23 protein-coding genes and 1 pseudogene are annotated in these 22,563 nt (G+C 67.3%); 16 read left to right on the top strand and 8 right to left on the bottom strand.

The genetic code is table 11. The features are described 5' to 3' along the window. Positions 1–139: 139 nt before the first annotated feature. Positions 140–502, top strand: a pseudogene (locus EBB59_RS05935) (ATP-binding cassette domain-containing protein); the annotation flags it as partial. 187 nt (positions 503–689) lie between these two features. Here EBB59_RS05935 and EBB59_RS05930 read toward each other — a convergent pair. The 7 genes from EBB59_RS05930 to EBB59_RS05900 all read right to left on the bottom strand — a co-directional run bounded on the left by EBB59_RS05930 (position 690) and on the right by EBB59_RS05900 (position 6,787). Continuing rightward, the gene (locus tag EBB59_RS05930) at positions 690–2,066 is read right to left on the bottom strand and encodes a leucyl aminopeptidase family protein (protein WP_122101217.1); all 1,377 of its coding nucleotides are present in this window, start codon (positions 2,064–2,066) and stop codon (positions 690–692) included. After that, complete coding sequence (locus tag EBB59_RS05925) at positions 2,063–2,791, bottom strand: HAD family hydrolase (RefSeq protein WP_122101216.1); 729 nt, start codon at positions 2,789–2,791, stop codon at positions 2,063–2,065. Before EBB59_RS05925 ends, EBB59_RS05930 begins: the two co-directional genes overlap by 4 nt. A 93-nt stretch (positions 2,792–2,884) precedes the next feature. Next, positions 2,885–4,009 carry an AI-2E family transporter gene (locus tag EBB59_RS05920; protein ID WP_425451800.1) on the bottom strand — a complete coding sequence of 375 codons (1,125 nt, stop codon included), beginning with the start codon at positions 4,007–4,009 and terminating at the stop codon, positions 2,885–2,887. Continuing rightward, entirely contained in the window at positions 4,006–4,416 is a 411-nt protein-coding gene (locus EBB59_RS05915) for a hypothetical protein (RefSeq protein ID WP_122101215.1), read from the bottom strand. The genes EBB59_RS05920 and EBB59_RS05915 overlap by 4 nt, the downstream gene beginning before the upstream one ends. A gap of 25 nt (positions 4,417–4,441) precedes the next feature. After that, positions 4,442–4,984 carry a phage holin family protein gene (locus EBB59_RS05910; RefSeq protein WP_122101214.1) on the bottom strand — a complete coding sequence of 181 codons (543 nt, stop codon included), beginning with the start codon at positions 4,982–4,984 and terminating at the stop codon, positions 4,442–4,444. Between the two features lie 6 nt (positions 4,985–4,990). Beyond that, positions 4,991–5,341, bottom strand: coding sequence for a hypothetical protein (locus tag EBB59_RS05905; protein WP_122101213.1), 351 nt, complete (start codon positions 5,339–5,341; stop codon positions 4,991–4,993). Between the two features lie 27 nt (positions 5,342–5,368). Then, positions 5,369–6,787 (bottom strand): trypsin-like peptidase domain-containing protein, encoded by a 1,419-nt coding sequence (locus tag EBB59_RS05900; RefSeq protein ID WP_122101212.1) that lies wholly within the window; start codon positions 6,785–6,787, stop codon positions 5,369–5,371. Between the two features lie 386 nt (positions 6,788–7,173). Here EBB59_RS05900 and EBB59_RS05895 point away from each other — a divergent pair, with 386 nt between their 5' ends. The 7 genes from EBB59_RS05895 (at position 7,174) to EBB59_RS05865 (ending at position 14,644) form a co-directional block, all read left to right on the top strand. Continuing rightward, positions 7,174–9,336 carry an adenosylcobalamin-dependent ribonucleoside-diphosphate reductase gene (locus EBB59_RS05895; RefSeq protein ID WP_122101211.1) on the top strand — a complete coding sequence of 721 codons (2,163 nt, stop codon included), beginning with the start codon at positions 7,174–7,176 and terminating at the stop codon, positions 9,334–9,336. A gap of 124 nt (positions 9,337–9,460) precedes the next feature. Next, positions 9,461–10,063, top strand: a complete 603-nt coding sequence (locus EBB59_RS13780; RefSeq protein ID WP_158601726.1) for a hypothetical protein — start codon at positions 9,461–9,463, stop codon at positions 10,061–10,063. Positions 10,064–10,127: 64 nt separating this feature from the next. Then, a complete protein-coding gene (locus EBB59_RS05885; protein WP_122101209.1) occupies positions 10,128–10,928 on the top strand; it encodes a TSCPD domain-containing protein in 801 nt (266 codons plus the stop codon). 277 nt (positions 10,929–11,205) lie between these two features. Next, positions 11,206–11,610 (top strand): EF-hand domain-containing protein, encoded by a 405-nt coding sequence (locus tag EBB59_RS05880; RefSeq protein ID WP_122101208.1) that lies wholly within the window; start codon positions 11,206–11,208, stop codon positions 11,608–11,610. 119 nt (positions 11,611–11,729) lie between these two features. Continuing rightward, entirely contained in the window at positions 11,730–12,641 is a 912-nt protein-coding gene (locus tag EBB59_RS05875) for an arginine deiminase-related protein (protein WP_122101207.1), read from the top strand. Further along, entirely contained in the window at positions 12,641–13,435 is a 795-nt protein-coding gene (locus EBB59_RS05870) for an SDR family NAD(P)-dependent oxidoreductase (RefSeq protein ID WP_122101206.1), read from the top strand. Before EBB59_RS05875 ends, EBB59_RS05870 begins: the two co-directional genes overlap by 1 nt. A gap of 21 nt (positions 13,436–13,456) precedes the next feature. Next, a complete protein-coding gene (locus tag EBB59_RS05865) occupies positions 13,457–14,644 on the top strand; it encodes a cation:proton antiporter (RefSeq protein WP_122101205.1) in 1,188 nt (395 codons plus the stop codon). A gap of 521 nt (positions 14,645–15,165) precedes the next feature. Here EBB59_RS05865 and EBB59_RS05860 read toward each other — a convergent pair. Then, complete coding sequence (locus tag EBB59_RS05860) at positions 15,166–16,326, bottom strand: PQQ-dependent sugar dehydrogenase (RefSeq protein WP_122101204.1); 1,161 nt, start codon at positions 16,324–16,326, stop codon at positions 15,166–15,168. A gap of 74 nt (positions 16,327–16,400) precedes the next feature. Here EBB59_RS05860 and EBB59_RS05855 point away from each other — a divergent pair, with 74 nt between their 5' ends. From EBB59_RS05855 to EBB59_RS05820, 8 genes are all read left to right on the top strand, one after another. Continuing rightward, on the top strand, positions 16,401–17,120 hold the full coding sequence (locus EBB59_RS05855; RefSeq protein ID WP_245979085.1) for an HAD family hydrolase: 720 nt from the start codon (positions 16,401–16,403) through the stop codon (positions 17,118–17,120). A gap of 76 nt (positions 17,121–17,196) precedes the next feature. After that, entirely contained in the window at positions 17,197–17,622 is a 426-nt protein-coding gene (locus EBB59_RS05850) for a hypothetical protein (protein WP_122101203.1), read from the top strand. Between the two features lie 123 nt (positions 17,623–17,745). Beyond that, the gene (locus EBB59_RS05845; protein ID WP_147455518.1) at positions 17,746–18,180 is read left to right on the top strand and encodes a hypothetical protein; all 435 of its coding nucleotides are present in this window, start codon (positions 17,746–17,748) and stop codon (positions 18,178–18,180) included. Between the two features lie 143 nt (positions 18,181–18,323). Beyond that, positions 18,324–18,779: a hypothetical protein gene (locus EBB59_RS05840; RefSeq protein WP_245979083.1), complete on the top strand. Its 456-nt coding sequence runs from the start codon at positions 18,324–18,326 to the stop codon at positions 18,777–18,779. Between the two features lie 115 nt (positions 18,780–18,894). After that, a complete protein-coding gene (dusA, locus tag EBB59_RS05835; RefSeq protein WP_122101200.1) occupies positions 18,895–19,914 on the top strand; it encodes a tRNA dihydrouridine(20/20a) synthase DusA in 1,020 nt (339 codons plus the stop codon). A gap of 94 nt (positions 19,915–20,008) precedes the next feature. Further along, a complete protein-coding gene (locus EBB59_RS05830; RefSeq protein ID WP_122101199.1) occupies positions 20,009–20,380 on the top strand; it encodes a PepSY domain-containing protein in 372 nt (123 codons plus the stop codon). A 47-nt stretch (positions 20,381–20,427) separates the two neighbouring features. After that, on the top strand, positions 20,428–21,114 hold the full coding sequence (locus tag EBB59_RS05825; protein ID WP_122101198.1) for a response regulator transcription factor: 687 nt from the start codon (positions 20,428–20,430) through the stop codon (positions 21,112–21,114). Positions 21,115–21,180: 66 nt separating this feature from the next. Beyond that, positions 21,181–22,557 carry an ATP-binding protein gene (locus EBB59_RS05820; RefSeq protein ID WP_245979081.1) on the top strand — a complete coding sequence of 459 codons (1,377 nt, stop codon included), beginning with the start codon at positions 21,181–21,183 and terminating at the stop codon, positions 22,555–22,557. Positions 22,558–22,563 lie beyond the last annotated feature (6 nt).

Below are 22,563 nucleotides of genomic sequence, written 5' to 3'. Positions count from 1 at the left end.
GGGGCCACTGCCGCCGACATCATGCCATCGCCATCCTGGCCGCCTCGGGCCCGGAGACGACGATGGACATGCCAACGACGCCCGACCACGCCACGCGGGAGGTCGCCCGCCTGCCGGCGCGCGCAAACGCTATGGCGGCGTGGCGGCGCTGGGCGGCTTCGACCTGCGAATCCAGCGTGGCGAAGTGCTGGCCCCGCTAGGCGCCAACGGCGCCGGCAAGAGCACGGCGATCGGTGTGATGCTGGGGCTGGGGGCGGCCGATACGGGGCGTGCCGAGTTGTTCGGGCAGCCGCCACGGTCGCTGGTCGCGCGTTACCGGATTGGCGCCATGCTGCAATCGGCGCGGCTGCCCGAGACTTCCACCGTCGGTGAATTGCTCGAAGCCCTCCGCGCCTGCTACCCGAATCCGCGCACGCAGGCCGACTGCGTGACGCTGGCCGGGCTGGATGGCTTGCTCGATCGTCGTTATGGCCGGCTTTCCGGCGGGCAGCCGCGGCGCGCGCAGTTCGCGCTGGCGATCTGCGGTGCGCCCGAACTGCTGTTCCTCGATGAACCCACCACCGGTCTCGATATCGAGGCCCGCCGGCTGATCTGGCGGGCGATCCGCGACCTGCGCGATGTCGCCACCGGGCCGGCTTGCCAAGATCAAGATCGCCGCATGCATGCGCCAGCCTTGCCCGTCTTTGTGCTCAGCCGAAGCGCGCCTTCAGCATCGCGAACGCGCTGCGCAGGGCTTGCGCCTCGCCGCCGGCGGGGCGGCCGGGGCGGTCGTTGTCGTTCCACGAATAGACGTCGAGGTGCGCCCACGGCTGCGTATCGGCCACGAAGTGTTGCAGATAGAGCGCGGCGGTGACGCTGCCGGCCATCGGCGTGCCGCTGCCGTTGGCCAGATCGGCGATGCCGCTTGCCAGGTAGCGCAGATAGGGCTTCCACAGCGGCATCCGCCAGACCGGGTCGAAATGCGCATCGCCCGCCGCGCGCCAGGCGTCGGCGATGCCGTCGTCGTTGGCGTAGAGCGCGGGCAGGTCGGGGCCGAGGGCGATGCGGGCGGCGCCGGTCAGGGTGGCGAAATCGAGCATCAGCGCGGGGTCGTCCTCGCCGGCGCGGGTCAGCGCATCGCACAGCACCAGTCGGCCCTCGGCGTCGGTGTTGTCGATTTCCACGCGGGTGCCCTTGCGGGTGGCGATCACTTCGCCCGGCCTGAGCGCGTTCGGCCCGACCGCGTTTTCCACCGCGGCGACGAACAGCGACAGTCGCAAGGGCAGGCCGCGGGCCATGATCAGCTCGGCCAGGGCGATGGCGTGCGCGGCGCCGCCCATGTCCTTCTTCATGTTGCGCATGCCGGCGCTGGCTTTCAGGTTGAGGCCGCCGGTATCGAAGCACACGCCCTTGCCGACTAGCGCCAGACGCGGCGCGTCGGGCTCGCCCCATTCGAGCTGGATGAGGCGCGGCGCGCGGTGCGAGGCGCGGCCAACGGCGTGGATGGCGGGATAGTTTCGCTCCAGAAGTTGGTCGCCGGCGATGACCTCTACCCGGCCGCCGCGGCGCTCGGCGATTTCGCGCACCACCGCTTCGAGTTCGTCCGGGCCCATGTGCTCGGTCGGGGTATTGACCAGGTCGCGCACGCGCAGGCAGGCGGCGAGGATGTCCAGGGTTTCCGCATCGGCGTGGCCGTCCAGCACCAGTCGCGCCGGTTCGCGCAACGGTTGCTTGTAGCGGCGGAAACGGTAACTGCCGAGGCCCCAGCCCAGGAGCAGCGCGCGCCGGCCTTCGGCATCCAGCTCGCCGGCCAGTTTCCAGTCGCCGGGCGGCAGCGCGAACGGTGCGTGCGCATGGGCGAAAGGGTCATGGATGTCGCCAACGCCGATCACCGCGCCCTCGATGCCATCGGTGCCCGGCAATAGCACGCTGCTGCCGGAGGCGGCGGTGAATTTCTGCGCATCCAGCCATTGGCCGATGGCCGGCAGTTGCAGCTTGCGCCAGTCGTCGAAGCCGACGCCGCGCACGCAGTGGAACGGACGGATCGGTGCTTGCGGTTGGCGGGTGAGGCCGGGCAGGTCGTTCATGTCGGGGTCTCGTCGTGGGCGCGCGCGTCCAGCCAGTCGGCCAGTGCGCACAGGGTGGGGAAGGTCAGGCTGGGCGTGAAATCGCGCTTCGGCCAGGTGGGGTGGCGCGGGCGCGCGTCGTCGCGGTGCAGCCAGCAGGTGGCGAGCCCGGCGCGATGCGCGCCGACGATATCGGCCTCGATGTCGTCGCCGACATGCAGCACTTCTTCCGGGCGCCGGCCAAGGCGCTCGCAGGCGTGCAGGAAGATTGCCGGGGCGGGCTTGCCGGCGCCGAACTCGCGCGCGCTGACGCGCTGGGCGAACAGGTGGCCGATGCCGATGGTGTCGAGATCGGCGTTGCCGTTGGACAGCGCGCACACCGGCAGGCGCGCGGCGATGCGCGCGAGCGCGGCGCGCGCGTCGGCGTAGAAGTCCACCTTGTTGCGCTCGACGTAGAACGCGGCATAGGCGGCATCGGCCAGGGCGGGATCGCCGCCGCTTTCGGCCAGCGCGATCTCGATGCCCTTGCGCCGCAGCCAGCTGGCGTCGTGCGATTGCGCGGGAAAGCGTTCGATCACCCGCTCGCGCAGCCGGCGCATGGCCGGGATCGGGAACTGTCGGGCGGTGCGCGGCGAGTGTTCGAGGAACCAGTCGTGCAGTACCCGTTCGATGCGTTCGCCGATGGGCGGGAATGGCCACAGGGTGTCGTCGAGATCGAGGCTGATGGCGCGGATGGTCAGGCTCATCGCGATGATTCTAGCGGCTCGCCCAATCGCTCGCCGCCTTTGGCGTGCGTGCCCGCATGGGGCGGGGCGCGCGGATTTGCGCCGGTGGCGGGCTTACTCCAGCAGCCTGGCCCACCCCTCGAATCCCTCGACCTTCGACAGGATGATCTTGCCGCAAACCAGCAGCGGCACCGCCAGCAGCAGGCCAAGCATGCCCCACAGGAAGCTGAAGACCATCAGCGCCAGCATCAGGACCAGCGGCGAGAGCGCCATGCGCCGGCCGAGGATCAGCGGCGTGACCACCTGGCCTTCGATCGTTTGCAAGCCGAGGTAGATCGCCACCGGCAGCAGCGCCTGTGCCAGGCCGTCGTTCTGGGTCAGGCCCATCACCAGCATCAGCAGCGCGCCGATGGCCGGGCCGACGTAGGGCGCGTAGTTGAGCAGCGCGCTCAGCGTGCCCCACAGCAGCGCCTCGGGTGGATTCAGGCCCAGTGCGACGTGCAGCGCCGCGGCCACCGCCAGGCCGAGCACGGCGTTGATCGCGCTGATGGTCAACACGTAGCGGGACATTTCGCGTTCGATCGATTGCAGGATGTCGATGGTGATGCGCTTGTGGTGGCGGCCCGGCAGCAGTTCGATGGCGCGTTTCTGCAAGGTCTGGCCGAAGATCATGAAGAACAGCGTGAGCAGGATCACCGCCAGCACCTGGGCGGCGATCCTGGGCGTCGCGGTCAGGGTCTTGTAGGGGTCGTTGACCTCGGTCTTGATCACTTGCACCGGCTTGTTGATGCGCTCGCCGCCGGCGCTGCGGGCGATGTCCTCGGCCATCCGGTTGGCCGCCTGCACCGGCTTGGTCATGGCGCGCAGCTTGGGCGCCAGCGTGTTCATCTGGCGCGGCATTTCCTGTAGCCAGGACGCCACCGGCTCGACCAGTTGCCGCCCGAGCGACACGGCCAGCGCCAGCCCGCCGAACAGCACGATCACCGCCGAGAGCGGGCGCGGCAGACACAGCTTTTGCAGCAGGCGGATGATCGGGTTGCCGATCAACGCGAAGAACAGCGCCAGCAGGATCGGCAGGATCACCGTTTGCGTGGCCCACAGCGTCCAGCCCAGCGCCAGCGTGGCCAGGGTCAGCAGCGCCAGCGAGGTGCGGGGACGCGGCGGCGCGGCGAGCGGAGCTTCGTCGTTGGCGGGCGAGGGCGGGCCGCCGCCCGGCGTGGGCGGCACCGGCGTGCTCACGTCAGGCCGGCGCGGCGCAGGCGCTCGTAATGGCGCAGCGATTCATGGTCGTTGCCCCCGGCATCGGGGGCGGCCGCCCGTGTCGGCGGGTTGGGCTCGCGCGGCGTCCCGGCCTCGTGGCGGGCGTTCTCGGCTTCGTCGACGGCGGCCTGCGCGCCGCCACCGGCGACCAGGCCGGACAGCGCCGAGAGCATCTGCAATACGCCGGAGCCGCCGATGCCGGCCAGCGGCCGCGTGCGTCCGACCAGGAAGCCGCTGGCCAGCCCGGCGATCACGATCCGGCCCGGCGTCCAGATCGCCCGCCAGGATGTCCGCAACTGCCGCCAATCGGCGCCGACGCTGCGCTCGCGGGCTTCGAGCGCCTGCTCGGCCTGGGTGACTTTGTGGATGAGTTGCTTGAAGCCCATGATCTTCCCTTGTGCCGAAGCCGCCTCAGGGCGGCGTCACGTCGATGCCCCGGCGGTCCTTCACCGGCGCGCCGTTGGTCTGTTTCGGCGGCATGTGTTCGGTCGCCTCGCGGGTCGATTGCGCCGATCCCGCTTCCGGCGTGTGCTCGGCCAGTTCGCCGATGCCGAGCCTGGCCAGTTGCCGGCGCGTGGCCTTCATCCGGGTGTGCTCGAAATAGTGCATGGCCCGCCAGCCGGCGATACCCGCGCCGGCCAGGCAGAGCAGCCCGACGATCAGGAGCGAGAGCGACCACGGCAGGCCGAAGCGCAAGGCCAGCACCGCCACCAGCGCGGCGGTCAGCAACAGCCCGGCGACCGCGCCGAAGACGATGGCCACGGCGGTCAGCGCCAGCGTGCGCCCGGCGGCGCTGCGCGCCAACGAGATGTCGGCGGACACCAGCGTGCGCATCGCCTTGGCCGAATCGAGCGTGGCATCGACGCCGGCGCGCCCGGCGGCGCCGACCTGCCGGAGGGTTTCCAGCAGGTCGGGCGCGGGATCGGGCGGCGGCGTGCCGTTGTCGGCGCTCATCGCCGCTTACTTGTCTTGGCCGCCCGCGCGCGCCAGCTTGGCGATGGCCCAGCCGGTGGCGAAGGCGATGCCGAAGGCGGTCAGGGGCCGTTCGCGGATCAGCTCGGCGGCGCTGTCGATCATGTCGCGGCTCTTGTCCATCAGCACGTCCATCTGCTCCTTGGCGGCGGCGCCCATTTCCTCGGCGGCGGAAAGGCCGGCGACCGCGGAATCGGCCAGTTCGGCCTTCATGTTGGCGCGGCCGTAGCGCAGCTCGTCGCCGGCGGCGGCGGCGGCGCCCTTGATCGAATCGCCCGCGTGGGCGGCGGCTTGCTTGAGGTGGCTGCCGGCTTCGGCGAGGTTGTCTTTCACGTTCATGGCACGGTCTCCTTGGGGGTGGGGGGGTTACTGCATCAGGATCTGTCCGCGCTGGCCGTTGCGCCAAATGCGGAAAACCAGTTGCGGGGGGGCGTCGCGGAAGCTGGCGCGGAAGCTGGCGAGGTCGCCGAACTCGCCGCTGGAGGCGGCCAGCACCACGTCCCCCCGGCGCAGGCCGCTTCGCTCGGCGCGGCTGCCGCGCGCCACGTCATCGACCTGCACGCCGCTGGCGCCCTGCCGGCGCAGCGATTCCGGCAGTTCGCTGAAGGTCACGCCGGCCAGGCGCGGGTCCAGACTGGCGCCGTCGCGCAGCACCTCCCGCAGGCCGGCCGAGAGTTGCAGCGGCTGGCCGTCGCGGCGGATGTCCAGGCTAAGACGCGCGTCCGCCGCTTGTAGGCCTTGGAAGTTGCGGAAGGTTTCCGCGCTATCGATGCGCTGGCCGTTGGCCGCGACGATCACGTCGCCCGGTCGCAGCCCGGCCGCCGCCGCCGAGGAACCGGGCAGCACCCGGGCGACCAGGGCGCCGCGGCTGGAGCCGAGGCCCAGCGCGCGCGCGCGGCGTTCGTCCAGGTCCTGCGTGTCCACGCCCAGCGTGCCGCGTCGCACCTGGCCATTGTTGGCGAGGAGCTGCCGCATGATGTCGCGGACCAGGTTGGTGGGGATGGCGAAGCCCAGCCCGATGTTGCCGGCCATCGAGCCGCGCGGGTTGAAGCTGGCGGTATTGATGCCGACCAGGCGGCCGCCGAGATCGACCAGCGCGCCGCCGGAGTTGCCGGGATTGATGCTGGCATCGGTCTGAATGAAGTTCTGGAAACCCGCGCCCGGCAGGTTGCTGCGGCCGACCGCCGAGACGATGCCCGAAGTCACCGTCTGCCCGACGCCGAACGGGTTGCCGATGGCGACCACGAAATCGCCGACCCGCAACTGGCCGCTGTCGGCCAGCGGGATCGCGGTGAGTTTGTTGGCCGGAATCCGCATCAGGGCGACGTCGGTATCGGGATCGGAGCCGAGGAAGTCGGCCTTCAGCGTGCGGCCGTCGGCCAGCGTGACCGAAACGTCGTCGGCATTCACGATCACGTGGTGGTTGGTCAGCACGTAGCCGCGCGCGGCATCGACGATCACGCCCGAGCCCAGCGATTCGTTGATCCGCTCCTGGGTCAGCTCGGGGAATACGCGGCGGAAGATCGGATCGTTGCCGAACGGGCTGACGCTGATGCGTTGCTTGGTGTGCACGCTGACGACCGCCGGCATCGCTTTTTCCAGCATCGGCGCCAGCGAGGGCCGCGGCTGTCCGACCACGGCGGGCGGCAGGGGGGCCGCCATCGGCACGTTGGCCGGCTGCGCTTCGGCGGGCTGGGTCATGGCATCGCGCAGGGCGGTCGCGGCGAAACCGCCGAAGCCGGCCGCGGCGGCCAATGCCAGCAGCGTCGGCAGGGGCCGCGGCATGCGGCGGACAGGGCGCTCGGAGGGGCTCATCGAGGATAGTTATCCCGTGTCGGCGGTGGCGTTGATGTGAAGTGGGCAGTCTGGCGCGACAAAGCTGAATGGCTCGTTCCGCGAGGGTATCCGGCGCGCGCCTGGCATGTCATTGAAAATTCTTTTGGATGAATGGGGAAGCGCGGTTGACAGGCCCGGTCCGGCGGCCTAACTTTTCGCTCCGCTTCCACTATATCTTGGGGTTTCACTCCTTGGGTGCTCCCAAGGGTTGGGTCGAAGGCCCAAGGCAAGCGGGAAAGACGAGCGGCTCCGGGGCGCTATCGCGCAAGCAGCGGAGCAACGGTTCGCGCGCCCGGCGCGCGCCATCGGCATTCAACAGGGAGCGAGTCATCGGCATGAGCAACGCACGCCTCGAAGCGGTCAGGACGGACAACGGCGAAAAGGCGGATGCCGCCATCCCGATGCAGCCTGCCTCGCTGGACATCTGGGACAAGAAATACCGGCTGAAGACCAAGCAGGGCGAAGCGATCGATACCGACATCGAAGCCACCTGCAGGCGCGTCGCCAGGGCGCTGGCCGAGGCCGAGCCGACCGCCGAATTGCGCGAGCACTGGGGCGAGCGCTTCGCCTGGGCGCTCCGCCGTGGTGCGATCCCGGCCGGGCGCATCATCTCCAACGCCGGCGCGCAGGCGCACAAGCCGGCCACCTCGACCATCAACTGCACCGTTTCGGGCACCATCGTCGATTCGATGGACGGCATCCTGGAGAAAGTCCACGAGGCCGGGCTGACGCTGAAGGCCGGCTGCGGCATCGGCTACGAGTTCTCCACCCTGCGTCCGAAGGGCGCGTTCGTGGCCGGCGCCGGCGCCTACACCAGCGGCCCGATGTCGTTCATGGATATCTACGACAAGATGTGTTTCACCGTGTCCTCGGCCGGGGGCCGCCGCGGCGCGCAGATGGGCACTTTCGACGTTTCGCATCCGGACGCGCGCGACTTCATCCGCGCCAAGCGCGAGGACGGGCGGCTGCGCCAGTTCAACCTTTCGCTGCTCATCACCGATGGCTTCATGGCGGCGGTCGAGGCCGACGCCGACTGGCCGCTGGTCTTCCCGCTCTCCGTGAAGGAACGCGACGAGGTCGATCTCGACAACCGCGAGGAGATCGTCTGGCGCGACTGGCCGACCAGCGAGGGCTACCTCGCCCGTGACGACGGCCTGGTCGCCTGCAAGGTGTACGGCCAGGTCAAGGCGCGGCACCTGTGGGACATGATCATGGTCTCCACCTACGACTACGCCGAGCCGGGCTTCATCCTGATCGACCGGGTCAACGAGATGAACAACAACTGGTGGTGCGAGAGCATCCGCGCCACCAATCCCTGCGGCGAACAGCCGCTGCCACCCTACGGCGCCTGCCTGCTGGGTTCGGTCAATCTGACCAGGTTCGTGCGCGACCCGTTCACCGACCAGGCGCGCTTCGACTGGGCGGAATACAAGGAAGTGGTGCGCGTGTTCACCCGCATGCTCGACAACGTGGTGGAAGTGAATGGCCTGCCGCTGGCGCGGCAGCGCGACGAGATCGTGCGCAAGCGCCGCCACGGCATGGGCTTCCTGGGCCTTGGCAGCGCCATGACCATGCTGAGGATGAAATACGGCGGCGGCGAATCCTGCGCCTTCACCGAGCGGATCGCGCGCGAGATGGCCGTGGCCGGCTGGGAAGTCGCCCTGCAACTGGCCGAGGAAAAAGGCCCCGCGCCGATCATGCTGGAGAAGTTCGCCGTCACCGCCGAGATGCTGCGCAAGCGCCCGGAGATGGAGAAGGACGGCTGGAAAGTCGGCGATGCCATCGAAGGTCGCCAGTTGCACGCGCGCTATTCGCGCTACATGCGGAAGGTGGCCGAAGTCGCGCCGGAACTGGTCGCGCGGCTGGCCGAGCGCGGCGCGCGCTTCACCCACCACAGCTCCATCGCGCCGACCGGCACCATTTCGCTGTCGCTGGCCAATAATGCGTCCAACGGCATCGAACCCTCTTTCGCCCATCACTACAGCCGCAACGTGATCCGCGAGGGCAAGAAGAGCAAGGAGAAGGTCGACGTGTTTTCCTACGAGCTCCTGGCCTACCGCGAACTGGTGAATCCGGAGGCGATGCCGTTCGCCGATGATGCCGACAAACAATTGCCGGATTACTTCATCGCCGCCGACGACATCACGCCGAAGGCGCATGTCGATGTCCAGGCCGCGGCGCAGATCTGGGTGGACAGCTCGATCTCCAAGACCGCCAATGTCCCGACCGATTACCCCTACGAGGATTTTAAGGACATCTATCGCTACGCCCACGAGAAGGGCCTGAAGGGCTGCACCACTTTCCGCTTCAACCCAGCCGCGTTCCAGGGCGTGCTGGTGAAAGAGGCGGACCTGGAGAACACCACCTACCGCTTCGAACTGGAGGATGGCTGCGTGGTGGAAGTGAAGGGCAACGAGGAAATCGAATACGACGGCGAGACGCACACCGCCGCCAATCTCTTCGATGCGCTCAAGGAAGGCTATTACGGCAAGTTCTGAAGCCGGTGGCGGACGCGCCGGGGGCGGGGTTCGTCACGCGGCATTGCGGCGACGACGGGTATAGCATCGTGCGGGTAATACCCATTTATTCCCTATCCCCGGTTTGCGCCCACAAGGAGGGCATATGGTCAAGAAGCAAAGCAGCGGCATGATCGCCAAGGCGGAAAACGCCGTCGGAGCCGCGGTCGAGACTGCGAAGGAAGCCGGCAGCAGCGTCGTTGCCAAGGTCGAGGACATCGCGGCCAGCGCCAAGAAGGAAGGCGTCAGGGTGCGCAAGGTGGTGGCGAAGAAGGCCACGGCGGCGCGTAAGACGGTCGCCAGGAAGGCCGCCCAAGTGGAGAAGGCGGTGACCAAGCGCGCCGCCGCGGTCAAGAAAGCCGCCAAGAAAACCACTGGTGATTTGAAGAAGAAAGCCGCCTCGGCCGGCGAGAAGGCGCGCGCCGAGGCCGCCGCGCTGAAAAAACAGGGCGCGGGCAAGAAGACCGAAGCGGTGAAGCGCCTGGCCGGTAAGAAGACCGTCGCCAAGAAAGCGGCCGCCGCGAAGAAAGCCGTCGCCAAGAAAGCGGTGGCCGGGAAAGCGGCGGTGAAGAAGGTCGTGGCGAAGAAAGCGCCCGCCAAGAAGGTCGCGGTCAAGAAAGTCGCGAAAAAGGCCGTGAAAAAGGCCGTGAAGAAAACCGCCACCACCCGGCGCGCGGTCAAGAAAGCGGCGGGTAAGGTCGCGAAGTAACCGTGAGGATCGTCCGTCGCCCGGTGGCGGCGGACATCTCCACATCCCTAGGAACCAGGACACCATGGCCGTCAAGATCGACAAGAAAATTAAGGGTTACGCCGTACTTACCCCGGAAGACAAGGCGCGCGAAGCCCAGCCCGCCCCGGCCGGGACAAGCGTGGCGCGCGAAACCGTCGAGGCCGAGTCCGGGGCGGACAACGTGATCCAGATGCACGAGAGGATCGAGCGCCCCGAGGTGCTGATCGGCTCCACCTACAAGATCAAATCGCCGTTGGTCGAGCATGCGATGTACGTCACCATCAACGACATCGTACTCAACGCCGGTACCGATCACGAACATCGACGTCCGTTCGAGATCTTCATCAACTCCAAGTCGATGGAGCATTTCCAGTGGATCGTCGCGCTGACCCGAATCATGTCGGCGGTGTTCCGCAAAGGCGGCGATGTCACTTTCCTGGTCGAGGAAATGAAAGCGGTGTTCGATCCCAAGGGCGGCTATTTCAAGGCGGGCGGCGTCTACATGCCGTCGCTGGTGGCCGAGCTGGGCAGTATCGTCGAGGATCATCTGAAGACCATCGGCATGCTGTGCGATACGGAAATGAGCGAGCACCAACTGGCGCTGATCGCGGAGAAGCGCCGCGCCTACGAAGCACGGCGGAACGGCTCGAAAAAAAACGCTGAAACCGTGCCGGCATCGGCCACGTCCGACGCGGTCGAGCACCCCGAGGACATCGCCGTGACCGGCGAAGGCGTGAGCTTCCCGCCCAGCGCCAGCATGTGCCACAAATGCCACGCCAAGGCCATCGTGATCATGGATGGCTGCGCCACCTGCCTCAATTGCGGTTATTCCAAATGCGGTTGAGTGGCGAAACATTCACCAGGCGAAACGGCGACAGGCACCTCCGGGTGCCTGTTTTCATGTGCGTGCCGGGGCGGTGGCCGTCTAGCTCGATTCATCGCGCGGCGGGTTAAACCTCCGTTTTCTTAACACTTGCGCAGTGGTGAAGGTTCATATGGCTTCGTTCAAGGTGGCGTTGCGCTTCGATGGCAATCGAATCCGACTTTGCATCGGCGCATCGTGTCTCGGCGCTTTCCGAGGCTCGTTTCGAGTCCCCCACGAACGAAAGAGGTAGAAACTGATGAACTATCGCAAGAACTTTGCCCCGCTGTTGGTCGCTTCCATCATGACCCTGGGCGCCGCCCCGTTGGCTTTCGCGCAGGATGCCGCCCAGGATGGCAAGGCCGCCGAGATGCCGCCGCAGTCCACTTCGGCAACGCCGCCCACCGAGGGCGCCGCCGGCCAGCAGTCCGAGACCACCACCCAGGCGCCGCCGGCCGAAGCCGGCGACAAGACCAACTGGAACGATCTCGACAGCGACGGCAACGGCAGCCTCAGCAAGACCGAAGTCGCCTCGGTGCCGAGCCTGTCCCAGGTCTTCGATGCCGCCGACGCCGACAAGGACGGCCAACTGACGCAAGACGAGTACAAAGCCTGGCTCGCCGCCAATTACGGCGACAAGGGGCAGCCCGGCAAGGGCGGCTGAGCACTCCACAAGAAAACCAGTTGTGGCCAATCGGGCGGCGCGAGCCGCCCGATTGATTTTGGGGCCGACGCCGACCGACCCGCTGGCGGGGAAGAAGGGGATCGCTGACAATCGCCCCCATGCTGACCCGTGACGTTTCCGCCTTCTTCGCCCATGCGCGCACCCTGGACGCCGATTTCGGCCCGGCCACCGCGCGCGCCGCCTTCCTCGTCGCGCCCGATGGTTTCGCCCAGGCCACGCAATCGGCCGAGGACAATGCCTACATGGCCGATGCCTCGGCGTTCGATGCCGTGCGCGCCTCGGCCGAGCACCGCGAATTGCAGCGCGCGATCGGCGCGGTGCTGCCGGCGATCTGCTTCGCCGGCGACCCGGCCACGCCGGACGCGGTCTTTCCCAACAACGTCTTCGGCACCGCCGGCGGACGGGTGGTGATCGCGCGGATGCGCCACCCGGTGCGCCAGCGCGAAGCCGGACGCGGCGACATCCGCGCCTTCTTCCGTGACGTGCTTGGCCGCGAGGAAATCGACTTGTCCGGCCAGCCGCATCCGTGCGAGCTGACCGGCGCGCTGGTGATCGACCGCGCGCGCGGGCTGGGCTACATCGGCCTGTCCGAGCGCTGCGACGAAGAAGGCGCGCGGCTGATGCATGAAGCCTTCGGCCTGCGCGCCTCGCTGTTGTTCGACCTGGCCGAGGGCGAATACCACACCAATGTGGTGCTTTCGGTGCTGGCCGGCCGTGCCGCGGTGGTGTGCCCGAAAGGCTTCGCCGATGCCGCCATCGCCAATGCCATCGCCGCGCATTACGCGCCGCATGCGTTGATCTGCGACGAGGCCGAGCACGCCGCCTTCGTCGGCAATTGCATTGCGCTTTCCGCCGATACGGTGTGGATGAGCGCGCGCGCCGATGCCGCGTTGCGCGCCCCGAGCCGGCGTCTGTTCGCCGATGCGGGCTTCGTGCCGCGTTCGGTGCCGCTGGCGGCGATCGAGGCCGGCGGTGGTTCGCTGCGTTGCTGCATCGGCGAGATTTACTGATGACCTCGCGGGTTCCGCCGCGCAAGACCGTACTGATCACCGGGGCGTCGGGTGGCATCGGCAAGGGGATTGCGGAGGCCGCCGCGCGCGATGGCTGGCATTTGCTGCTTTCGGCGCGTAATGCCGCCGCGATCGAAGCGTTCGCGGCCGATTGGCGGCGGCGATACGGTATCGAGGCGACGGCGATCGCCGCGGACCTGGCCGCGCCCGGCGGTGCCGAGCGGCTGTTCGCGGAAGTCGAAGCGCGCGGTGTCGCCATCGACATGCTGGTCAATAACGCCGGTGTCGGCGTCTATGGCGAATTCGTCGATACCGACCTTGATGACGAACTGGCGATGCTGCGCCTCAACATCGAGGCGCCAACGGTGCTGGCCAAGCGTTTCCTGCCACGGCTTCTCGCGCGCGGCGGCCATATCCTCAACATCAGTTCCATCGCCTCGTTCCCACCGGGGCCGTTCCTCGCCGTCTATTACGGCAGCAAGGCCTATCTGCGGGTGTGGAGCGAGGGGATCGCCGAGGAGTTGGCGGCGCGCGGCGTCGGTGTCACCGCCTACTGCCCCGGCCCGACCCGAACGCGGTTTTCCGAGGCGGCGAACGCGCGTCGCTCCGCCTTGTTCAAGGGCGGCTACCTGCCCGATGGCGACGCGGTCGGCGCCGATGCCTGGCGCGTGGGGCTGGCAGGTAAACGGCTGGCGGTGCACGGCATGGGCAATCGGTTGCAGGTATTCCTGATGCGCTTTACGCCCCGTATCCTGTTGGCGAAGATCGTGCGTTTCGTATCCCGCCCCGTTTGAGCGCCGCCGGTGCCGCACGCGATGACCACCACCGAGATTTTCCTCGTCGCCATGCTGATCATCATGGCGGTGCCGTATTTCGTCTGGCGGCTGGGGCGTACCGATTACTGGGCGCCGCTGGTGGTGGTGCAGATCGTCACCGGCATCCTGCTGGGACCGGGCGTGCTGGGCAGGTGGTTTCCCGATTACTACGCCTTCGTCTTCAATCCCGAAGTGGCGCAGGCGTTGAACGGCATCGCCTGGTGGGCGGTGATGCTGTTCGTCTGCATCGCCGGGGTCGAACTGGACCTGAAACGCGCCTGGGAAAACCGCCGCGAATCCGGCATCACCGCCGGGCTGGCGCTGAGCACGCCGTTGCTGTTCGGCGCCATGGTCGCGCTGGTCATGCTCCGCTTTCCCGGCTGGGCCGGCGCCGGGAGCCGGCCGTGGCAGTTCGTGGCCGGGATCGGCATGGCCTGCGCGGTCACTGCGCTGCCGATCCTGATCCTGCTGATGGAGAAACTCGACATCCTGCGCCGGCCGCTTGGTCAGCGCATCCTGCGCTATGCCAGCCTGGATGACATCGCCATCTGGGGCGTGCTGGCGTTGATCCTGATGGATTGGGCGCGGATCGGCCGGCAGGCGGCCTTCCTTCTGCTGTTCGCCGTGGCCTGCGGTTTCTTCCGCCGGCTGATGCGCCGGGTGCCGGAGCATGACCGCTGGTACATCGCGCCGGTCTGGCTGGCGCTGGTGGCGCTGGGCGCGGACTGGGCCGGGCTGCACTTCATGGTCGGCGCGTTTCTTGCCGGCGTGGTGATGGATGGCGACTGGTTCAACCAGGCGCGCATGGATCTGCTGCGTCACCACATACTGCTGGTGATGATGCCGGTGTTCTTCCTTTCCACCGGGCTCAAGACCGCCTGGTCGATGGGCGGGCTGAGCGTGTTCATGGCGGCGGGCGGGCTGCTGCTGGCCGCGGTGGCGGGCAAACTGGCGGGGGTGAAACTGGCCGGGCGTATCCTCGGCTGGCCGAAGGGGGAGGCCTCGATCATCGGCTGGTTGCTGCAAACCAAGGCGCTCATCATGATCATCTTCGCCAACGTGCTGCTGGATCGCGCCATCATCACCAACGAAACCTTCACCGCGTTGCTGTTGATGGCGGTGGCCAGCACCATGCTGAGCGTGCCGATGGTGGCGTCGAAACTCCAGCGGCGCGCTGGCGCGGGCTGACTTTTGCCACGGGCGCCGATTCCGCCGGCGTGGCGGGTGCCGCCCGATGAAACATGCCGCGCATTCTGGCCGTCGTGCCATCACCGGCTTTCTCGAAGCGGCCTGGCTTCCCCACCCAACGCACCGCGATACGCGCCCGTGCCCGGCAACTGAAAACCGAAGCGTGCGCGGGAGGCCGCGCCGGAGGGGCGCGCCAGTTGCGCGTGGCGATCCATGCCATGCCCGGACGGGCGGCGTGCCGGCCTTCCGGCGACGCGAACTGTAGGCGAATACGCGCCCGACGTTGCGCCGGAAACCCGATGCGGCATGCCGGCCTTGGGTCGTGGTGACATGAGGGGCTTTCCACCGGCCGCGCCGAAATCTCGCGGCCGTCAGCCTCTGGTTTCAGCCCCTGAGCTCGGTTGAATGGCGGACTAGGCGCGGCCAGCCGCACCAGCGCCGATCCGTTCGCTACGGCGGTGGAACAGACCGTGCGCTGCGGCCGCACCGTCGCCCGAGGGGGGGGCGTTCTGGCTGCCGGTTCAACTAGCGGGCGTTAGCCTGAGCAACCGCGCGTTGCCGCCACCCTCCAGCAGCCAGAGCGCGCCGTCCGGTCCTTGCTCCACTTCGCGGATGCGGCTGCCCATCGGGTAACGGGTCTCCTCGGCGGCGCTGTCGCCATCGAACTTCACCACCAGCGGCGACTGCGAGGACAGCCCGCCGATCAGCGCGCGTCCCCGCCACCGTGGAAACATCGCGCCATCGCAGAAGATCAGGCTGGAAGGCGAGATCACCGGCGTCCAGCCGACCTCCGGCGCATGGTATTGCGGCGCGCTGGCGTGCCTGGGGATCGGCCGACCGTCGTAATGGTCGCCATCGCTGACCACCGGCCAACCGTAGTTGTCGCCCCTCACCACACGGTTGAATTCGTCGCCGCCCTTCGGCCCCATTTCGTGGCTCCACAGCTGGCCCCGGGCGTCGAAGGCGAGACCCAGCACGTTGCGGTGGCCGAGCGTCCACACCTGCGCGGCGATGCCGCCTTGCGACACGAACGGGTTGCCGGCGGCGAACGATCCGTCGTCGTCGAGGCGGACGATCCTGCCGAGGTTGCTCCGCATGTCCTGCGCTGGCTCGAATGTCTGCCGGTCGCCCGAACCGATGAACAGACCGCCATTCGGCGCGAACACGATGCGATGGCTGTAATGGCCGCCGCCTTTCACCTTCGGTACCTGCCGCCAGATCGTTTCGGGGGCTCTCAGCCTGCCGCCGCCATCCACGTCCAACGTCAACTTCGCCCGCGCCACCACCACGCTGCGCGTGCTGCCTTCGTCGGCTTCGGCATGGCTGAAATAAACCCACTCGTTGTCGGCGAACCGCGGGGGCGGAGCCACGTCGCCCAATCCGCCTTGTCCGCCGTATGCCACTGCCGGCGAACCGCCGATCTCGCCCATGCGCTTGGTCGCCGGGTCGAATAGTTTGAGTCGGCCGGCCTTCTCGCTCACCAGCAAGCGACCATCGGGCAGGAAAGTCATCGCCCAGGGCTGGTCGAAACGGGCGAACTCCGTGCGCCGGAAGGGTGCGACGTTTCCCGCCGGAGGCGTCGCGGAGCGGTCGGGCGCGGTGATCGCGGGGCCGCCGTTCTGGTAGGCGGCAAGCGCCAGCGTGGCAGCAAACGGGAGGACGAACGAGGCGATCGGGCGCATGACGGGCCCATTCGTGAAACCCCAGCGTGCCGGAGACGCCATCAAGGCGCCGTGTCGTCGGGTAGAGTGGGGCGATGGCAGAGCACATCCGCATGGTCGGCTTCGATGCCGACGACACCCTCTGGAAGAGCGAGGACTACTACCGCGAGGCCGAGGCCGAATTCCGCCGGATCGTTGGTCGGCATGTCGATCTCGACGACCTCGGCGCGCGCCTGTACGCGGTGGAGAAACGCAACCTGGCGCTGTTCGGCTACGGCGTGAAAGGCATGGCGCTGTCGATGGTGGAAGCGGCGATCGACATCACCGAAGGCCGTATCCCCGCCGCCGACATCCATCGCATCGTGATGCTGGCGAAAACGCTGCTGCGGCATCCGGTCGAACTGCTGCCCGGGGTCCGGGAGGCGGTCGCGGCGGTGGCCGCGCGCCACGACATCGTGCTCATCACCAAGGGCGACCTGTTCCACCAGGAGGCCAAGGTGCGCGAATCCGGGCTGGCCCGCTGGTTTCGCCGGATCGAGATCATCAGCGAAAAGGACGCGCCGACCTATGCGCGGCTGCTGGAAGAGTTCGGCGTGGCGCCGGCCGAGTTCGTGATGGTGGGCAATTCGCTGCGTTCGGACATCGCGCCGCCGCTGGAACTCGGCGCCTGGGGCGTGCACGTGCCCTACCACGTGACCTGGGCGCACGAGACCGAGGCCGAGGTGGATGCCGCGCACCCGCGCCTGCGGCTGGCCGGTACCGCCCATGACATTGCCGCCTGCCTGGACGACATCGAACACGCGGCGTTTTCCTAGCCCAGAGTCGGATTTTGCCGATGGCGTGGGGCGCGCCCTGGTACGAGGCTGTGGTGGGAGTCTCGGAGGTATCGCCATGAGCCGTTGCGTCGGCGCCATCATCATCCTGCTTTTGACGGTAGCGCCGCCCCTGGTTGCCACCGAATTGCGCAAGTGCGCGCTGGCCGGTGGCGGCCACGCCTACGTCAGTGGCGATTGTCCGGCCGGTAGCCGGTTGCTCTGGCAGCGTGGCATCGAGGCGCGCGTCGATGCCGACGACCTGCGTGAACGCCGCCAGGACACCGCGCGCTGGCGGGAAATGAACCGTATGGAAGTGTCCGCCGCCTTGCGGGCGCGCCCGGCGCGGGTATCGGCGCGGCGGGCGCATCGTGGCGATACCGCCGCGCGTCGTTGCGAACGGGCGCAACAGCGACGCAGTCGTACCCGCGAGCGTGACTTCATGCAAATGACTTATGATCAGGCCGTCGCGCTAGATAGGCGGGTGGCCGATGCCTGTCGCTGAACGTGCGCCATCGCCGGATATGCGGGGGGCTGGCGCGACAATGAGGTTAAATGCGTATTCACTGCCGCCCCTGCAAGGTGGCAGCACGGTCGCCGCGGCGGCCCTTGACCAAGGAGGTGAAGCATGAAAACCCTTACCCGTATGATGGCTCCGACCATCTTGGCCGCCGGTTTCGGGCTGGGTGCTCTGGCCATGTCGCAACAGGTGCAGGCGCAGGAACCGCCGACCCGGGTACTCGTCGATATTGAGGACGTCATCCTGCACGACGGCCAGCCGTACTATCGCCATGGCGATTACGGTCTGGATGAACGCTTGATCGTTGAGCACGACCGTCATGGCCGCCCGCGCTATTACCGGGTGGTCGACAGCCACTACGGCAACCCGCCATATGGCAATGCCTATGGTTACTACCGCAATGGACAGGGCAGCCGCGCCCGTTGCAATCGCAACGGCAAGTGCGTTTGGTACACCCCACGTTATGACTATCGTAGTGACTACCGCCACCACGATTACCGCGTCTACGACGACTATGCCCGTCGCTACAGCCGCGGCTGGTAAGCGGCCCGTGCTATGCAGTGGGACTGCTCCTTGAAGGGCGGTCTCCACCAGTGGACTTGGCAGGCCGCTTGGTGTTACGGCGCGCGCTAGATACGCCAAGTCAGGTTTGCGGTGCCGTCGCTTACCCCTGATCACCGATCGCAATGCGCCCATTCCTTACGCTCAGCCTTCCCCGACTGCTTGCCGCCATGGCCTGCGCCGTGGCCATGCTGGCATTTCCCGCGCGGGCGGAGGGACCGCTGGAATGCCATTTCGATTTCACCATGGAAGGTTGGTCCGCGTTCTACAAGACGGCCGATGGCGAGGGCATGGTGACTTGCAGTGATGGCAGCCGGTTGCCGGTGAAGATCGTTTCGCGCGGTGGCGGGATTACCTTTGGCCGATCCCGGATCGAACATGGGCGTGGTGAATTTTCCGGCATCTACAACATTCGTGAAGTCCTGGGCGGCTATGCCGCCGCCGAAGCGCATGCCGGAGCCGGCCGTTCCGGCAAGGCGCAGGTAGTGACCAAAGGCTCGGTTTCACTGGCTCTGACCGGGCGCGGCTCGGGTTGGGACATCGGAGTATCCATCGGCAGCTTTGTACTGAGCGAGCGTTAAGCCAGGGGCGGGAGTTCGGAGGGGAGGGGCTTTCGGTGTCTGGCTCCAGATGGGGGTTTTTCGTGCCGGGCGGCGGCATCGTCAATAATGGCGGTTTGCCGCCATAGATTCCCCGATGCCATCCGCTCCCCCCTCCACCGTCCTCATGGCCGCTCCCGCGTTCGCGTTGTCGGTGGCCCCCATGATGGATTGGACGGATACCCATTGTCGGGTCTTCCACCGCCTGCTGTCTCCCTCGGCGCGGCTCTATACCGAGATGGTGCATGCCAACGCGGTGATCCATGGCGATCGCGGCCAGTTGCTGGCGATGGACCCGGGCGAGCACCCGGTGGCCTTGCAACTGGGTGGCAGCGAGCCAGTCCTGCTGGCCGAGGCCACGCGGATTTCGGTGGAGCACGGTTTCGATGAAATCAATCTCAACTGCGGCTGTCCTTCCGACCGGGTGCAGGCCGGCCGTTTCGGCGCCTGTCTGATGCGCGAGCCAGCGCTGGTGGCCGAATGCGTGGCGAAGATGGTCGAGGCCGCGGCCGGCGTACCGGTGACGGTGAAGTGCCGGCTTGGTGTCGATGACGATCACGATTACGCGAAGTTCCGCGCTTTCATCGACCAGGTGGCGGATGCGGGCTGCGGCCATTTCATCGTCCATGCCCGCAACGCGTGGTTGCGGGGGTTGTCGCCGAAGGAAAACCGCGAGGTGCCGCCGCTGCGGTACGACTGGGCCTGGCGGCTCAAGCAGGAACGACCGGAATTGCGGATCGAGCTGAACGGCGGTATCGCCGATCTCGCCGCCATCGAAGCCCAGCGCGGCCGGGTGGACGGCGTCATGCTGGGGCGTGCCGCCTATCACGACCCGTATTTGTTGCAGCAGGTGGAGGCGCATTGGAGTGGTGCCGCCATCGTGCCGCGTGCCGACGTGTTGCGGAGTTTCCGTCCCTACGCCGAACGTCAGTTGGCGGAGGGCGTGGCGCTCAAGCATATGACGCGTCACCTGCTGGGTCTGTTCCACGGCCAAGCTGGCGGGCGCGCTTTCCGCCAGACGCTGAGCGAGGGGGCGCATCGTCCGGGGGCGGACTGGTCGCTGGTCGAGGCCGCGTTGGCCGCGCAACAGGCGCGGGGCGAACGCCTGGTTGGTTAATCTTTGTCAAGGTTTCCTTAAGCGGATTAAGGACGAGTTCAATCCTGGCTGCCCAGACTGATCGCCCAATTCCCCCGCCTCCCCCCGACCCGCCGTGCGTCGCCCGTCCGCTTTCGTCATTTTCGCGTTGTTGCTGGTGCCGGTCCTTGCACGGGCGCAGCAGCAAGAGCATGGACTGCCGGTGTCGGCGGAGCCCGTGTTGATGTTGCTGCCGCGCGCCACGCAGCCGGCGCCGGCCGGTGCCGGTGGCATTTCGGCGGCGGTGCGCCGCGTCGAGCGCGCCACCGGCGGCCAGGTGTTGAACGTCGAAAGCATGCGCTTCCAGGGCCGCGAGATTCACCGGGTCAAGGTGCTGGCGCCCGGAGGGCGGGTGATGGTGGTCGTCGACGATCCAGCCCAGCGCCGCGCCCCGATCGGCCCGTCGGCCTTCCCGTCTACACGTGACGATGACACAGGCAGGCCCTAAGCTTGTCTACCTGAATGGCCGATCGCGGCCGAAGCCGGAGACCCCTGATGCGTATCCTCCTCGTCGAAGACGAAGCCCCCTTGCGTGAGACCCTCGCCGCGCGCCTGATGCGCGAAGGCTATGCCGTGGATGCCGCGCAGGATGGCGAAGAGGGCTTGTACATGGGCCGCGAGGTGCCGTTCGACATCGGCATCATCGATCTCGGTCTGCCGAAGATGAGCGGCATGGAACTCATCAAGGCGCTGCGCGACGAAGGCAAGCAGTTCCCGATCCTGATCCTGACCGCGCGTTCGAGCTGGCAGGACAAGGTCGATGGCCTCAAGCAGGGCGCCGACGATTACCTGGTCAAACCGTTCCATGTCGAGGAGCTGCTGGCGCGCATCAACGCCCTGGTGCGCCGCGCGGCCGGCTGGAGCAAGCCTTCCCTGGAGTGCGGGCCGGTGGTGCTTGATCTTGCCGCGCAGACCGTCACCGTCCACGGCCAGAACGTCGACCTCACCAGCTACGAGTACAAGGTGCTGGAATACCTGATGATGCATGCCGGCGAACTGGTCTCGAAGGCCGACCTCACCGAGCACATCTACCAGCAGGATTTCGATCGCGATTCCAACGTGCTGGAAGTCTTCATCGGTCGTCTGCGCCGCAAGCTGGATACCGATGGCAATCTGAGGCCGATCGAGACCGTTCGCGGCCGTGGTTATCGCTTCGCCATTCCGCGCAACAGCGAAGGCTGATCGCATCGGGCGGCCCGCGCGTCGAAGATGGCGGTGCGCTCGCACCGTCGCTTAGCTTATTTCCGCATGGCCATGTTCTGGCATCCCCGCTCGCTCGCCACCCGCCAATTGCTGGCCGCGGGCCTCGGCCTGCTCGCCTTCCTGACACTGGTCGGCCTCGCGCTCGACCGCGCTTTCGTCGATACCGCCGAGCGCAACATGCGCGAGCGCCTGGCCAGTTATGCGCTGGCCTACGCCGCCGGTATCGAGTTCGATGTCGATGGTTATCTGGTGCCGCCCTACCGTGCGCCCGATCCGCGCCTGGAGCGCCCGGGCAGCGGTCTCTACGTCGAACTGCTGGTGCCGAACGGGCATTGGCGCTCGATGTCTTCGGAAGGCCCGGTGCTGCCGGCGGGACAGCGCCTGGAGAAGGACAGCGTGCGTTTCGAAGGGCCGCTGCCGATGCAGAACATCAACGGCGCGTTGGGCGAAATCTACCGTTATTCGCGTAGTTTCACCGCGCCCGGCGCACGCGGCGAGGACACGCCCTACACCATCCACGTCATGGAGGACACGCGCCTCCTGGCCGCGCAGATCAACGTCTTTCGCAGCGCTTTGTGGACCTACCTCGGTGCGGCCGCGTTGATCCTGCTGTTGCTGCAACTCCTGGCATTGCGCTGGAGCCTGTCGCCGTTGCGTCAGGTGATTGCCGAGCTGGACCGGGTCAAGCTCGGCCGGGCCTCGCGGATGAGCGGCTTCCACCCGCGCGAACTGCAACCGTTGACCGACAGCATCAATGCCTTCATCGAGAGCGAGCGCACGCATCTGGAGCGCCAGCGCAATACCCTGGCCGATCTCGCCCATAGCCTGAAGACGCCGCTGGCGGTACTGCGCGCGCGGCTGGACAGCGGCGCGCCGGATGCCGAGTTGCGCGACGAACTGGACACGCAACTGGAGCGTATGAATGCGCTGGTGTCCTACCAACTTTCGCGCGCGGCGTCGGGCGGGCACAAGCTGTTCGCCACGCCGGTGCCGATCCTGCCGCAGGCCGAACAGATCGTGCTCGGGCTTGAGAAGATCTATGCGGCCAAGGGCGTGCTGTGCGAGTTCGAGATCGATGAGAGCGCCCACTTCCACGGCGAGACCGGCGATCTTCAGGAACTGCTAGGCAATCTGCTGGAGAACGCCTTCAAGTGGGCGAAGTCGCGGGTGCTGCTGACCGTAGCGAAAGATGCCGGCGCCCTGTTGCTGGCGGTGGATGATGACGGTCCGGGTATTCCCAGGGAGAAGATCGCCGTGGTGCTTCAACGCGGGGTGCGTGGCGACGAGCGCGTGCAGGGCCATGGCATTGGCCTGTCGATCGTGCAGGACATCATCCAGGGCTACGGTGGTGAGTTGCTTGTGAGCGCATCCGCCGAGTTGGGCGGCGCGCGTTTCGAAGTGAGGCTGCCGGCTTCGCGTTGAGTCGCG

The organism is Solilutibacter pythonis (genome assembly GCF_003697345.1).
GTDB classification, from domain to species: Bacteria; Pseudomonadota; Gammaproteobacteria; order Xanthomonadales; family Xanthomonadaceae; genus Solilutibacter; species Solilutibacter pythonis.
Note: the sequence above shows the minus strand (reverse complement) of the source record. Positions and strands in the feature narration are given on the sequence as shown.

What these genes read in the sequence shown, in the direction of transcription:
- EBB59_RS05930 (WP_122101217.1), bottom strand. Translation starts at nt 2,066, where the DNA reads ATGAACGACCTGCCCGGCCTCACCCGCCAACCGCAAGCACCGATCCGT.
- EBB59_RS05925 (WP_122101216.1), bottom strand. Translation starts at nt 2,791, where the DNA reads ATGAGCCTGACCATCCGCGCCATCAGCCTCGATCTCGACGACACCCTG.
- EBB59_RS05915 (WP_122101215.1), bottom strand. Translation starts at nt 4,416, where the DNA reads ATGGGCTTCAAGCAACTCATCCACAAAGTCACCCAGGCCGAGCAGGCG.
- EBB59_RS05910 (WP_122101214.1), bottom strand. Translation starts at nt 4,984, where the DNA reads ATGAGCGCCGACAACGGCACGCCGCCGCCCGATCCCGCGCCCGACCTG.
- EBB59_RS05905 (WP_122101213.1), bottom strand. Translation starts at nt 5,341, where the DNA reads ATGAACGTGAAAGACAACCTCGCCGAAGCCGGCAGCCACCTCAAGCAA.
- EBB59_RS05900 (WP_122101212.1), bottom strand. Translation starts at nt 6,787, where the DNA reads ATGCCGCGGCCCCTGCCGACGCTGCTGGCATTGGCCGCCGCGGCCGGC.
- EBB59_RS05895 (WP_122101211.1), top strand. Translation starts at nt 7,174, where the DNA reads ATGAGCAACGCACGCCTCGAAGCGGTCAGGACGGACAACGGCGAAAAG.
- EBB59_RS13780 (WP_158601726.1), top strand. Translation starts at nt 9,461, where the DNA reads ATGGTCAAGAAGCAAAGCAGCGGCATGATCGCCAAGGCGGAAAACGCC.
- EBB59_RS05885 (WP_122101209.1), top strand. Translation starts at nt 10,128, where the DNA reads ATGGCCGTCAAGATCGACAAGAAAATTAAGGGTTACGCCGTACTTACC.
- EBB59_RS05880 (WP_122101208.1), top strand. Translation starts at nt 11,206, where the DNA reads ATGAACTATCGCAAGAACTTTGCCCCGCTGTTGGTCGCTTCCATCATG.
- EBB59_RS05875 (WP_122101207.1), top strand. Translation starts at nt 11,730, where the DNA reads ATGCTGACCCGTGACGTTTCCGCCTTCTTCGCCCATGCGCGCACCCTG.
- EBB59_RS05870 (WP_122101206.1), top strand. Translation starts at nt 12,641, where the DNA reads ATGACCTCGCGGGTTCCGCCGCGCAAGACCGTACTGATCACCGGGGCG.
- EBB59_RS05865 (WP_122101205.1), top strand. Translation starts at nt 13,457, where the DNA reads ATGACCACCACCGAGATTTTCCTCGTCGCCATGCTGATCATCATGGCG.
- EBB59_RS05860 (WP_122101204.1), bottom strand. Translation starts at nt 16,326, where the DNA reads ATGCGCCCGATCGCCTCGTTCGTCCTCCCGTTTGCTGCCACGCTGGCG.
- EBB59_RS05855 (WP_245979085.1), top strand. Translation starts at nt 16,401, where the DNA reads ATGGCAGAGCACATCCGCATGGTCGGCTTCGATGCCGACGACACCCTC.
- EBB59_RS05850 (WP_122101203.1), top strand. Translation starts at nt 17,197, where the DNA reads ATGAGCCGTTGCGTCGGCGCCATCATCATCCTGCTTTTGACGGTAGCG.
- EBB59_RS05845 (WP_147455518.1), top strand. Translation starts at nt 17,746, where the DNA reads ATGAAAACCCTTACCCGTATGATGGCTCCGACCATCTTGGCCGCCGGT.
- EBB59_RS05840 (WP_245979083.1), top strand. Translation starts at nt 18,324, where the DNA reads ATGCGCCCATTCCTTACGCTCAGCCTTCCCCGACTGCTTGCCGCCATG.
- dusA (WP_122101200.1), top strand. Translation starts at nt 18,895, where the DNA reads ATGCCATCCGCTCCCCCCTCCACCGTCCTCATGGCCGCTCCCGCGTTC.
- EBB59_RS05825 (WP_122101198.1), top strand. Translation starts at nt 20,428, where the DNA reads ATGCGTATCCTCCTCGTCGAAGACGAAGCCCCCTTGCGTGAGACCCTC.
- EBB59_RS05820 (WP_245979081.1), top strand. Translation starts at nt 21,181, where the DNA reads ATGGCCATGTTCTGGCATCCCCGCTCGCTCGCCACCCGCCAATTGCTG.